At 74.7% G+C, this 12,796-nt stretch carries 10 protein-coding genes; 1 reads left to right on the forward strand and 9 read right to left on the reverse strand.

Annotated elements, in window-relative coordinates:
- A partial coding sequence (locus ACE3Q3_RS19370) for a molybdopterin dinucleotide binding domain-containing protein (RefSeq protein WP_374448886.1) occupies positions 1–904 on the forward strand: 904 nt, incomplete at its 5' end.
- Positions 905–916: 12 nt separating this feature from the next.
- On the opposite strand, the gene ACE3Q3_RS19375 is transcribed toward ACE3Q3_RS19370, so the two are convergent.
- From ACE3Q3_RS19375 to glyA, 9 genes are all read right to left on the reverse strand, one after another.
- Positions 917–1,963, reverse strand: coding sequence for an NAD(P)-dependent oxidoreductase (locus tag ACE3Q3_RS19375; RefSeq protein WP_374448887.1), 1,047 nt, complete (start codon positions 1,961–1,963; stop codon positions 917–919).
- 54 nt (positions 1,964–2,017) lie between these two features.
- Positions 2,018–3,685, reverse strand: coding sequence for a glycosyltransferase family 4 protein (locus tag ACE3Q3_RS19380; RefSeq protein ID WP_374448888.1), 1,668 nt, complete (start codon positions 3,683–3,685; stop codon positions 2,018–2,020).
- A 53-nt stretch (positions 3,686–3,738) separates the two neighbouring features.
- Positions 3,739–5,025 carry a class I SAM-dependent RNA methyltransferase gene (locus tag ACE3Q3_RS19385; RefSeq protein ID WP_374448889.1) on the reverse strand — a complete coding sequence of 429 codons (1,287 nt, stop codon included), beginning with the start codon at positions 5,023–5,025 and terminating at the stop codon, positions 3,739–3,741.
- A gap of 10 nt (positions 5,026–5,035) precedes the next feature.
- Positions 5,036–5,800 carry a TlyA family RNA methyltransferase gene (locus ACE3Q3_RS19390; protein ID WP_374448890.1) on the reverse strand — a complete coding sequence of 255 codons (765 nt, stop codon included), beginning with the start codon at positions 5,798–5,800 and terminating at the stop codon, positions 5,036–5,038.
- Between the two features lie 25 nt (positions 5,801–5,825).
- Positions 5,826–7,748: a 1-deoxy-D-xylulose-5-phosphate synthase gene (gene dxs, locus ACE3Q3_RS19395; RefSeq protein ID WP_374448891.1), complete on the reverse strand. Its 1,923-nt coding sequence runs from the start codon at positions 7,746–7,748 to the stop codon at positions 5,826–5,828.
- Positions 7,749–7,803: 55 nt separating this feature from the next.
- A complete protein-coding gene (locus tag ACE3Q3_RS19400) occupies positions 7,804–8,640 on the reverse strand; it encodes a polyprenyl synthetase family protein (RefSeq protein ID WP_374448895.1) in 837 nt (278 codons plus the stop codon).
- A 64-nt stretch (positions 8,641–8,704) separates the two neighbouring features.
- Positions 8,705–8,977 (reverse strand): exodeoxyribonuclease VII small subunit, encoded by a 273-nt coding sequence (locus ACE3Q3_RS19405; protein ID WP_374448892.1) that lies wholly within the window; start codon positions 8,975–8,977, stop codon positions 8,705–8,707.
- Between the two features lie 12 nt (positions 8,978–8,989).
- A complete protein-coding gene (locus ACE3Q3_RS19410) occupies positions 8,990–11,287 on the reverse strand; it encodes a penicillin acylase family protein (protein ID WP_374448893.1) in 2,298 nt (765 codons plus the stop codon).
- A gap of 69 nt (positions 11,288–11,356) precedes the next feature.
- Positions 11,357–12,676, reverse strand: coding sequence for a serine hydroxymethyltransferase (gene glyA / locus ACE3Q3_RS19415; RefSeq protein ID WP_374448894.1), 1,320 nt, complete (start codon positions 12,674–12,676; stop codon positions 11,357–11,359).
- Positions 12,677–12,796 lie beyond the last annotated feature (120 nt).

Raw genomic sequence — 12,796 nt, forward strand, 5'->3', positions numbered from 1 at the left:
CGAGCGCGACGACATCGGTGCCGCCGCCTTCGACGCCAACATGGTGGCGATGAAGAAGGTCCTGGAGCCCTTCGCCGAGGCGCGCGACGACCATGCGATCTTCGCCGACCTCGCCCGCCGCCTCGGCATCGGCCCCGCCTTCACCGAGGCGCGGACGGCGGCGGAATGGCTGCGCCATCTCTACGAGCCGACGCGGCAGGCGATCCTCGCCAGGACCGGTTCGGCGCCCGACTTCGACCAGTTCTGGGCCGCGGGCGAACTCGCCCTTCCCACCCAGCCCGAGGACGGCGGCCCGACCGCCGCCTTCCGCCAGGACCCGGACGCCCATCCGCTGCCGACCCCGTCCGGCCGGATCGAGATCTTCTCCGAGACGATCGCCGGCTTCGCCTATCCCGACTGCCCCGGCCACCCGACCTGGATGGCGCCGACCGACGGCGTCGGGTCCGAGGCGCTGGCGCGCTGGCCGCTGCAGATCGTCGCCAACCAGCCGGCGACGCGGCTCCACAGCCAGCTCGATTTCGGCGGCTGCAGCCAGTCCTCCAAGGTGCGCGGGCGCGAGCCCGTGCGCATCCATCCCGACGACGCGGCCGCCCGCGGCATTGCCGGCGGCGACGTCGTGCGGCTCTTCAACGACCGCGGCCAGTGCCTCGCCGGTGCCGTGCTGAGCCCGGACGTGCGGCCGGGCGTCGTCCAGCTCGCGACCGGCGCCTGGTACGACCCGGCCGATCCGGACGAGGACAACCCGCTCTGCGTCCACGGCAATCCCAACGTGCTGACGCGCGACGTCGGCACCTCGCGCCTCGCCCAGGGCTGCACCGGCCAGCTGACCTGCGTCGAGGTCGAGCGCTTCGCCGGCAACCTGCCGCCGATCCGCTGCTTCGACCCGCCGCCGGGCGGTGCCTGAGCCGGAGCCGGCCTATCCGAAGCGGCGCCCCAGTGCCGCCAGGCGCTGCTGCCAGAGGGGATTGTCGAGGACCCGCCGGTCGACGAGGCCGGCGGGCACCCGGCCCGCCTTGACCGCCGTCACCGCGCGGACGTCGGCGGCACCGATCCCGGCGAAGCATTCGTCGGTCCAGCACAGCGAGTGCGGCGACAGGATGACGTTGTCGAGCGCGAGGAGGGCTTCGTCGGCCGGGCAGGGCTCGACCTCGAAGACGTCGATGCCGGCGCCGGCGATCCATCCCTCCGTCAGGGCGCGGGTCAGCGCCGCCTGGTCGACGACCGGGCCGCGGGCGGTGTTGATGAGGAAGGCGGTCGGCTTCATGGCGCGCAGGCGGTCCGCGTCGACGATGCCGCGCGTTTCGGCGTTGAGCGGCACCGAGACCGACAGGAAGTCGGCCTCGCGGAACAGGCGGTCGATGCCGACCATCTCGACGCCCAGCGCCTCGGCGGCGGCCGGATCGACATAGGGGTCGTGGGCGATCAGACGCATGCCGAAGGGCTGCAGCAGCCGCAGCGCCTCCAGCCCGATATTGCCGACGCCCAGCTGCCCGAAGGTCCGGGTGGTGAGGCCGAGCCCCATGTGGTCGTTGCGCTGCGGCCAGGCGGCGGGGCCGGCGCGGACGATGCGGTCCTTGACCATGAGCCGGCCGGCCAGCGCCAGCATGTAGGTGACGATGGCGACCGCGACCGGCCGGCGGACGCCGTCCGGCGTGATGGCGACGCCGATCCCGGCGGCGGTGCAGGCGCCGACGTCGACGCTGTCGTAGCCGACGCCGAAGCGGGCGACGAGGGCGAGGCGGCCGTCGGCCGGGATGCTGCGGGCGTCGAAGCGCGGCACCAGCAGGATCAGTGCGTCGATGCCGGCCAGCCGCTCGGCCGGCATGTGCCCGTCGACCGGGTCGACATGGACGATCTCGACCCGCGGGTCGGCCGCCAGCGGGCCGAGGTCGAACATGGGATAGGCCGGGCTGCCATCCGGCCGTCGGAAGTCGCCGCTGAGCGCGACGCGGAAGCGGTCCATGGCGGTCTCCTCCCCCCACCCGGGGCGACGGGCGGCCGGCGGCGGCGGGCGCCGTCAGTCGGCGATGCGGATGGCGTCGAACTTCAGGAGATGGCCGAGCCAGCGATAGGCGGCGGCGCGGCGGATGTCGGGCACCGCCGTCATCAGGACGGCGACCGGCTGCGGACCCTGGGCCAGTCGCTCGAGGATCGCCTGCTGCTCGGCCGGGCGCAGGAAATGCCGGTCGGCGAGGTTGTTGAGCGCCGACTTGGCGATCGCCGGCACCGCCACGCCGTGGCCGGCCGGCGGCAGGCCGACGACGATCTCGGGCGAGAGCTGCCGGGTGGCGAAGTGGCCGTAGATCCGGAACGGGTCCTCCGCCCGCGGCTCGGCGGCGTGGCCGTCGCGGCGCGGCGCGTTCTCGGCATCGACGGCGCGGCGCCGGGCGAGTTCGGTCCAGAGCTCGCGGTAGAGTTCCATCACCACCGGCCAGTCGAACACCTCGCGGGCGCGGCGGGCGGCGGACTCCGCCATCCGCTGCCGGAGGTCCGGCTGCACGGCGAGCGCGGCGAAGGCGGCGGCCGCCTTCGGGATGTCGACCGCCGTCATCAGCGCCGTCGCACCGACATAGCGCTGGAAGCTCTCGTTGAGCCCGGCATTGCCGAGCGGCAGCAGGCCGCCCGCGCCGGCCGGCGGCGCGTAGGTCGGGATGCGGAAGCCGTTCTCGCCGTCGACCACGGTGTCGCGATAGCCGTCCCAGTCCGAGACGACGACCGGCAGCCCCGCCGCCATCGCCTCGACGGGCGCCAGGCCGAACGTCTCCTGGATGTTGTCGACGAGCGAGGCGAAGGCGTCGGCGGCATGCCAGATCTCGGTCTTGGCCGGCTCGCTGCGGCCGTCGACGATGCTGAGGCCGATCGACGGGGCATAGAGCTTCGCCGCCTCGCGGAACGCCTCCTCGTGCTCGGGCATCGGAAACCAGCCGGCGAGGATCGCGTGCATCTTGCGCCCGCTGAGGCGCGCCGCCTGCTCGAGCGCGATGAACATCGGGGTCGGGTGCGCCTTCTCGACATAGGAGAGGCGGCCGAGATAGAGCACCGCCAGCGCGTCGTCGGCGATCCCGAGCTTGTGGCGCCAGGCGCGGCCGGCGGCCGCGCGCTGCTCGGTCCGGCGGAACTTCGCGACGTCGACGCCGAGCGGCAGGATCGGCAGCTGCGGCACCGGCTGGCGCGTCGCCCCGAAGCGGTCGGCGAGATAGGCGTGCCAGCGCTCGAACACCAGCTCGACCGTCCGCTTCACCGCCCGCGAGGTGCAGATCAGCGCGTCCCAGCTCTGCACCGGCCCGAACACGGTCTCCATGTGGGTGTCGAGGTTGAAGGGGCCGGCCATGGTGTGGATGAGGGCGGCGATGCTGTAGCTGCGCTGGCCGATCCGCCGCCGGTCCCAGGCGTCGCGGCCGAGATGCGGGTCGAGATGCATGAGGCAGCCCGGCTCGCCCAGGCGCGACAGTTCGTTGAGCGACAGGAAGTGGGTCTTGAAGCGCCGCGTCGTCAGGGTCGCCAGCACCTCCCGGTACTTCTCCGCCGTGCCCGCCGTGGGCGCGTAGAGATAGAGGTCCTCGTGGCGGGTGGTGGCGAGGTAGGCGCTGAGGAAGGCGTTGTTCGCCATGTCCTTCCCGAAGGGCCGGTCGGTCGGGACTCGTCCGGCGGCACGGGCGACGGAGAATGCGGCGTTCGTCGTCATGGAAGGGATCGACCCCCGGTTTCGGGAATGGCGGGCGGAAAGGGCAGCCGAACTTAGGCGGAGCGGCGGAAAACCGCCACCAGCTCGACATGCGGCGACCACAGAAACTGGTCGACCGGGGTGACCCGCTCGAGCCCGAGACCGGCCGCAGCCAGCGCCGCGGCATCGCGTGCGAAGCTGACGGGATTGCACGAGACGTAGAGGACGAGCGGGACCGCCGAAGCGGCGATCGCCGCCGCCTGCCCGAGCGCGCCGGCGCGCGGCGGGGCGAGCACCGCCGCTGTCCAGGACCGGACCTCGCGCGCCGTCAGCGGCCGGCGGTCGAGGTCGCGGCGCTCGGCCTGGACCTTCGCGCCGAGCCCGGCCGACCGGGCCGCCGCGACGAGCGCGTCGAGCGCCGGCCCGTCGCGGTCGAAGGCGAAGACCCGCTTCGCCCGGGGCGCCAGCGCCAGCGCGAAGGTACCGCTGCCGGCATGGAGGTCGCCGACGACGGCGCCGTCGGGGACCGCCGCCAGGACCCGGTCGACCAGCGCGCGCTCGGCGGCGATGCCGGCCTGGAGGAAGCCGCCCGGCGGCACCGCCACGGCGGCGGGCCCGAAGCGCACGGTCGCGGCGCGGCGGATCGCCACCGGCTCCGCCACCGTGCGGTCGTCGGGCGCGATCGCCACCCGCGCCAGATCGAGGTCCTCGGCGAGGCGGGCGAGGCCGGTGCGGGCGGCAGGCGTGAAGGTGCCCGCCACGATCAGCAGCAGGTCGGCACCGCCGTCGGTCAGGGTGAGGGCGACGTCGCCCGCCTGTCCCCGCGGCCACAGCGGCGCGAGCCGGTCGCGGACGAGCGGCAGCAGCCGCACCAGCGCCGGCGCGGCGACCGGGCACTCCGCGATCTCGACGATGCGATGGCTGTGGGCGGCGTTGAAGCCGAGGACGAGGCGGCCGCCGGCCGGCCGGGCGGCGAGGCGGATGCGCCTGCGGTCGCCGGCGACGGCGGGCACCAGCGCCTCGACCGTGCCCGGGTCGAGCCCCTGGCGGCGCAGCGCCTCGACGACGCGGCCGCGCTTCCAGTCGCGATAGGCGGGGTCGGCCAGGTGCTGCAGGGCGCAGCCGCCGCAATCGCCGAAATGCCGGCAGGCCGGCGCGGCGCGATCGGGGCCGTCGGCCAGCCGGGCGACGACGCGGGCGCGGCGGCCGTCGCCGGCCTTCTCCCCCGGCGCCACCTGCAGCCGGTCGCCGGGCGCCGCACAGGGGATGTAGAGGCGGCCGCCGTCCGGCGCGGCAGCCAGCCCGTCGCCGCCGGCGCCGAGGCCCGTCACGGTCACCTCGACCGTCGCCTCGCCCGTCATCGGCGGTCCGTCATCGGGCGTCCGGCGCCGGATCGAAGCGGGCCGCGATCAGGAACTCGACATTGCCGTCGGCGCCGTGGATCGGGCTCTCGGCGATGCCCACCGTCCGCCATCCCGGCAGCCCGTCGACCCAGGCGCGGATGCGCTCGCAGACCTCGCGGTGCAGTTCGGGATCGCGCACGATCCCGCCCTTGCCGACCCGGCCGCGCCCGACCTCGAACTGCGGCTTGATGAGCGCCACCAGCCAGGCGCCGGCGCGCGCGAAGGCGAGCGGCGTCGGCAGCACGGTCTCCAGGCCGATGAAGCTGGCGTCGCAGACGACGATGTCGACCGGCTCGGGAACCTGTTCGGCGGTCAGGTGGCGGGCATTGACCCGCTCCAGCACGACGACGCGGGCGTCCTGGCGCAGCTTCCAGGCGAGCTGCCCATGGCCGACATCGACGGCATAGACGCGCGCCGCGCCGCGGGCGAGCAGGACGTCGGTGAAGCCGCCCGTCGAGGCGCCGACGTCGAGCGCCACCATGCCGGACGGGTCGATCGCGAACCGGTCGAGGGCGCCGGCGAGCTTCAGGCCGCCGCGCGACACCCATGGCAGGTCGCCGCCGCGGACCTCGAGCGCGAGGTCGGCCAGGATGCGCGTGCCGGGCTTGTCGAGCCGCCGTTCGCCGGAATAGACGCGGCCCGCCAGGATCAGCGCCTGGGCGCGCTCGCGGCTGTCGGCGAGGCCGCGGGCGACCAGCACCGTGTCGAGCCGCTCGCCGCCGGCCCGGGCCATGTCGCGACGAATCTCCGGCCGCCCGTCAGGCGGTGGCCGGCCGGGCGACGTCGTTGCGGCCGAGGGCGGCGAGCGCGGTCGCGACGACGTGGCGGGCATTGAGCCCGGCCTCGTCGTACTGCCGGGCCGGCGTGTCGTGGTCGATGAAGCGGTCGGGCAGGGTCATCGGCCGCACCTTGAGCCCCTGGTCGAGCAGCCCCTCGCGGGCGAGGAAATGCAGCACCTGGGTGCCGAAGCCGCCGATCGCGCCCTCCTCGATGGTGAGCAGGACCTCGTGCTCGGCCGCCAGCCGGCGGACGAGGCGAGTGTCCAGCGGCTTGGCGAAGCGGGCGTCGGCGACGGTCGCCGACACGCCGAACCCGGCCAGTTCCTGGGCCGCCTTCAGGCATTCCTGCAGCCGGGCGCCGAAGCTGAGGATGGCGACGGTCGTGCCCTCGCGCAGGACCCGGCCCTGTCCGATCGCCAGCGGCGTGCCGCGGGCCGGCAGCTCGAGCCCGATGCCGTCGCCGCGCGGGTAGCGCACCGCCGACGGCCGGTCGTCGATGGCGGCGCAGGTGGCGACCATGTGGACCAGTTCGAGTTCGTCCGCCGCCGCCATGACGACGAAGTCGGGGAGCGAGGCGAGGTAGCCGACGTCGAAGGAGCCGGCATGGGTGGCGCCGTCGGCGCCGACCAGGCCGGCGCGGTCGATGGCGAAGCGCACCGGCAGGCGCTGGATGGCGACGTCGTGGACCACCTGGTCGTAGGCGCGCTGCAGGAATGTCGAATAGATGGCGGCAAAGGGCTTCATGCCCTCGGTCGCCATGCCGGCGGCGAAGGTGACGGCGTGCTGCTCGGCGATGCCGACATCGAAGGTGCGGGTCGGGAAGCGCTCGGCGAAGCGGTCGAGGCCGGTGCCGGACGGCATGGCGGCAGTGATGGCGACGATGCGCTCGTCGGCCTCGGCTTCGGCCGCCAGCGCGTCGGCGAAGACCCGGGTGTAGCTCGGCGTCGTCGACTTGGGCTTGGCCTGGGCGCCGGTGACGACGTCGAAGCGGACGACCCCGTGGTACTTGTCGGGCGCGCGCTCGGCCGGCGGGTAGCCGCGGCCCTTCTCGGTCACGACATGGACCAGAACCGGGCCCGCCTCGGCGGCGTCGCGCACGTTGCGGAGCACCGGGACGAGGTGCTCCAGGTTGTGCCCGTCGATCGGGCCGACATAGTAGAAGCCCAGTTCCTCGAAGAGCGTGCCGCCGCCGACCAGGCCGCGGGCATAGCCCTCGGCCAGCCGCGCCGCCTCCTCCAGCGGCCGCGGCAGGTGGCGGACCATGTCCTTGGCGAGGTCGCGCAGCGAGCGGTAGGGCTTGGAGGAGATGAGGCGCGACAGGTAGGCGCTCATGGCGCCGGCCGGCGGCGCGATCGACATGTCGTTGTCGTTGAGGATGACGACGAGGCGCGACTTGGACGAGCCGGCGTTGTTGAGCGCCTCGTAGGCCATGCCGGCGCTCATCGCGCCGTCGCCGATGACGGCGACCACCCGGCGGTCCTCCCCCTTGAGGTCGCGGGCGACCGCCATGCCGAGGCCGGCCGAGATCGAGGTCGAGCTGTGGGCGGCGCCGAACGGGTCGTACTCGCTCTCGCTGCGGCGGGTGAAGCCGGAGAGGCCGCCGCCCTGGCGCAGCGTGCGGATGCGGTCGCGCCGGCCGGTCAGGATCTTGTGCGGGTAGGCCTGGTGGCCGACGTCCCAGATCAGCCGGTCGCGCGGCGTGTCGAAGAGATAGTGGATGGCGACCGTCAGCTCGACCACGCCGAGCCCGGCGCCGAGATGCCCGCCGGTGATCGACACCGCCTCGATCGTCTCCTGGCGCAACTCGTCGGCGAGCTGGCGCAGCGCCGATTCCGGCAGGCGACGCAGGTCGGCCGGGACATGGACGGCGTCGAGCAGGGGGGTCTTGCTGTGCGTGTTCAAGATGCGGTTTCCCAAAGGCGAACAATGCGCCCCCCGGTCCCGGGGGGCAACCCCGTCAGGACCGCCGCTCGAGGACGAAGCGGGCGACCTCGCGCAGCAGGCGGGCGCGGTCGTCGAACGGCTCGAGATGGCGGATCGCCTGGTCGGAGAGCATCGCCGCCTGCGCCCGCGCGCGCGCGGCGCCGAGGATCGAAACGAACGTCGCCTTGCCGCGTTCCGCATCGCGGCCGACGTTCTTGCCGGTCTCCGCCTCGCTACCCTCGGCGTCGAGCAGGTCGTCGACGATCTGGAAGGCGAGGCCGAGATCGTGGGCATAGGCCTTGAGCGCCAGTCGCGGCTCGGCCGCCGCCTTGCCGAGGATCGCGCCCGCCTCGCAGGCGAAGGCGATCATCTCGCCCGTCTTCATGCGCTGGAGCCGGGTGATGGCGCCGATGTCGAGCGTCTGCTTCTCGGCCAGGAGGTCGATCATCTGGCCGCCGACCATGCCCTGGCTGCCGGCCGCCTCGGCCGCCCAGCGCACCAGTTCGCAGCGCACCGCCGGGTCGGAATGGGTCGCCTCCTCGGCCAGCACCCCGAAGGCACGGGTCAGCAGCCCGTCGCCGGCGAGGATCGCCGTCGCCTCGTCGAACGCCTTGTGGACCGCCGGCCGGCCGCGGCGGAGGTCGGAATCGTCCATCGCCGGCAGGTCGTCATGAACCAGCGAATAGGCGTGGATCATCTCGATGGCGGCGGCGACCCGGAGCGCCGGGATGCGGCCGACGGTGAACTGGTGGGCCGAGACGACGGCAAGGAACGGGCGCAGCCGCTTGCCGCCGCCGAGCGCGGCGTAGCGCATCGCCTCGACGACCGGCGCCTCCGGGCCCGGCGTCGCCGGCAGCAGCCGGTCCAGCATCGCGTCGACGGCGGCGCCGACCGTCTTCAGCGCACCGTCGAGCGACGGCTCCTGCAGCAGCGGCTCAAGCAAGCTTCATCGGCTCCGCGGTCACGGTCCCGTCCGGGCCGATCGCGATCTGCTCGATCTTCGCCTGCGCCTCCGCCAGCTTGCGCTCGCAATGGCGCTTCAGCAGGACGCCGCGCTGGTAGGCGTCGATCGCCTGCTCCAGGCCGCCCTGGCCGCCCTCGAGCTGGCGGACGATCTTCTCCAGTTCGGCGAGCGCTTCCTCGAAGCTGAGGCGGGCGACGTCGGCGTCGGCCGGCGGGGTGGGGGTCGGGGTCGGGTCCTTGGCCATGGCCGGGCCTTTCTATATCCCCGGGGCGGCCGCCCGCAAGGCAGGCTCCAGGCGGGTGCGGTGCGGGAACTCCGCCGCCACGGTGGCCGCCTGGAGCGGCACCCGGATCGCGCGCCCCGTGCGCCACAGGGCGATCTGGTCGGCATAGGCCGGGCTGCCGAGCCAGCCGTCCTGCCCGCCGAAGAGGGTGAACCAGTTGGCGTCGGGGTCGGCCATGTCGGAGACGTGGCGCGCCATCGACCCGAAGGTCGCGTCGTGCGGTCCGTCGACCAGGCCGTGGCTGGTCTTCATCGGCGTCTCGCGCGAGCCGCCGACCGGCCAGCGCCCGGCGACGAAGCGCCCGCCGACCACGGGCAGGTTGACCAGCCAGTGGGCGGCGCGGAGCCGGTGGACGTCGCCCCAGGCGGGGTAGGGGGCGGCCGCCTGGGCCGCCGCCGCGACGGCCGCACGCAGGAGCGGGCCCGAGCGCTCCGCCGGCAGGGCGTCGAGGTCGGCGAGGGCGAACGCCGTCAGGAAGTTCCAGCCGGACTCCGGGCCGCGCGGGTTGCCGTTCGCCTCCCGGCCGCCGGCCGCGCGGACCGCCGGGACGAGGCGGGCGAGCAGGAACTCGAAGACGACGGGGGCGCGCGCCTCGGCGCGATAGTCGCCGTCCCAGCCGCGCAAGGGCGCCAGGAAGGCCGGCTCCGGCGGGCCGCCCGGCAGGCGGTCGATACGGTCGAGCAGCCGGGCGGCGAGTGCCGCCGCCTTCTCGGAGCGCGTGTCCGCCTGGATCAGGGCGAGGTCGGCCGGCGCCAGCCTCGGCACCGCCGCGAGGCGGACGCGGAGCCGCCGCACCCGGTCGTCGTCGGAGAAGAACCAGCCGAGCGTGCCGGCCTCGGGCGGCGGCCGGTCGTTGGCCGAGGCGAGCACGCCGTCCTCGGGATCGCGGGTGAACGGCAGGTCGCGCGCGTCGCGCAGCCGTACCCAGGGGCGGGTGGCGGCCGGGTCGGCCGCATCCAGCACCGGCCCGTCCGGCGGCGGGCCCGGCCGGTCGGGCAGGGTGGCGGCATAGAGATGGGCGATGCTGCCCGCGCGGTCGGCGACCAGCATGTTCTGCGGCGAGACGCCGAAGCCGGCGAAGGCGTCGCGGAACTCCGCGACGTCGCGGGCGCGGGCCGCGCGGAGCAGCGCGGTGATCTCGTCGGTCGGTTCGTGGCCGACCCAGCGCAGCGCCAGCGGACCGGGCTGCTCCGGCACCAGCGGGCTGTCGGTGACGATCGGGCCGAAGGGCGTGGTCCGCACCGTCCGCGTCGCGTCCGGCCACAGCCGGCGGGCGATCCGGACCTCGGTCGTCCGGACCTCGGTCGCCGGCAGGGCCGCGACGTCGAAGAGGTCGGAGGCGGCGGCGCGCAGGTTGGTGCCGCCCCAGGCGATGTTGGGGCTGCGGCCGATGGCGAGGAAGGGCAGGCCCGGCACCATCATGCCGACGGCGTGGAACGACGGCGCGCGCAGGCCGGCGACGAGCCACAGGTTGGGCAGGTTGAGGCCGAGATGCGGGTCGTTCGCCATCAGGGCGCCGCCCGTCGCCGACCGCCGGGCCGCGACCGCCATGCTGTTGCTGCCCGACCGGCTGGCGCCCGAGAGGATGTCGCCCAGCAGCGCCGCCTGGCCGCCGCCCTCCAGGCGCGACTGGCCGGCGCCGGCCTGGAGCGTGCGCTGCCAGAGGCGGGCGAAATCGGGCCGCCCGCGCTCGGCCAGCAGCGAGAAATAGGCGAGCCAGTTGATGTCGGTGCCGGCCAGCCGGCCGATCGCCACCAGGTCCTCGGCGGTGAAGGGCTCGCGGTCGAGGCCGAGCAGCCCCGCCTCCGGCGGCCGCGGGCCGTGGCGGACGGAATGGTTGAGGCCGTCGACGAAGCGCGCGACGAAGGTCCGCGTCTCCTCGGGCCAGCGCCGCACCACCTCGGGCGCCGCGCGGCCGAAGTCGAGGATGCGCAGCGAATGGTCGATGTCGGTGGTGAAGGGTCCCGCCACCTCCGACAGCCGCCCGCGCGCGACGAGGCGCAGGAGCTGGATCTGCGCGCCCCGCAGGTGCCCGTGGACCAGCCCCAGCGCGAAGGCGAGGTCGCCGTCCGTCTCCGCCTCGATCCAGGGCACGAGATGGTCGTTCCAGCGGATCGCCACCGGCCGCTCCAGTGCCAGCCCGCGCGCCGGCAGGGCGGCCAGCCGCGCCGCCACCGTCGTCTCCGGCGGCGCCAGCGCCGTGCATCCGAAGAGCCCCAGCGCCAGCGCCAGGAGCCCGATCAGCCCGCCCGCCCCGCCGTTCCGCCGCACCCGGCCTCCCCTCCTCGTCATCGCCAGGGAGATAGGGCGCAGGTGCCGGGACAGGAAGGCGGGCGCCGTCTATGCGTTGACGTAGCGGACGCCGGTGAAGGTCCGCCGCAGGGCGGCCGTGCGCGGCGCCACCGCCGCGGGGTCGTTCGCGCGCAGGGCCTCGGCGACGAGCCGGGCGAGGCGAGGCGCGTCGGCCGGGGTCACGCCGCGGCGGACGAGCTCGGGCGTGCCGAGCCGCAGGCCGTTGAGATCGCCCGGCACCGGGGCGACCGGCAGGCCGATGCCGGAGGCGAGGAAGCCGGCCTCCCGCAGGGTCTTCGATGCCGCCTGGCCGCCGCCGAAGGCGGCCGCCTCGAGGGCGAACTGATGGCTGCGGGTGCCGCCGCCGTCCGCCGCGAAGACCGGCAGACCCTCGCGGCGGAGCGCCTCGGCGAGCGCCGCTGCGAGTTCGACCATCGCCGCGGCGTAGGCCCGGCCGTGGTCGCGCCAGTCGAGCAGCGTGATCGCCAGGGCGGCGGCCTTGGCGGCGTCGAAATTGGCGGTCATGCCGGGAAAGGCGATGCGGTCGAGGCGCTCGGCGATGGCTGGGTCGCTGGTGACGACGAGGCCGCCGGCCGGCCCGCCCAGGCTCTTGTAGGTGCTCATCGTCATCAGGTGGGCGCCGGCGGCGAGCGGGTTCGGCCAGGCGCCGCCGGCGATCAGGCCGCACTGGTGGGCGGCGTCGAAGAGGACGTGGGCGCCGACCGCGTCGGCGATGGCGCGGATTTCGGCGACCGGATGGGGCACGAGGTTGAGGCTGCCGCCGACGGTGATGATCTTCGGCCGCACCGTCCGGGCGAGGTCGCGGAGGCCCGCGAGGTCGACGGTATAGCGGCCGGCATCGATCGGCATCGCGTGCGTCGTGAGGCCGTAGAGCCCGGCGCAACCGGCCGCGTGGTGGGTGACGTGGCCGCCGATGGCCGGCGGCGGCGCGATGATGGCGTCGCCCGGCCGCGCCAGCGCCATGAAGCCGTAGAGGTTGGCGAGCGCGCCGGAGCCGACGCGGATCTCGGCGAAGCGCGCCTGGAAGATCTCGGCCGCCAATTCGGCCGCGATGACCTCGATCTCCTCGATCGCCTCCAGCCCCATCTCGTACTTGTCGCCAGGATATCCCAGCGACGGCCGGCTGCCGAGGCCGCGGGCGAGTGCGGCCTCGGCCCGCGGGTTCATGACGTTGGCCGCCGGGTGGAGGTTGACGCACTCGTCGTCGTGGATCGGGGCGTTGCGCCGGATCAGCGCCTCGACCCGGTCCGCCACGGCGGCCGACGGTGCCGCCACCCCGGCGGCGAGGCGCTGGACGAGCGCCTCGCAAGGCTCCGGGACCCACGGGCGGCGTTCGAGATGCGGCATGGTTCGTCTCCCAGGTCGGTGGCGTCCCGGCCCGCTACAGGCGCTTCTTCAGGAAGAGCCGGCGGTGCGGGGGCGGAAAGTCCTCGATCTCGCCGAACAGCTCGAACCCCAGCTTCGCGT

The organism is Allostella sp., assembly GCF_041913585.1.
In the GTDB taxonomy this organism is placed as follows: Bacteria; Pseudomonadota; Alphaproteobacteria; order ATCC43930; family Allostellaceae; genus Allostella.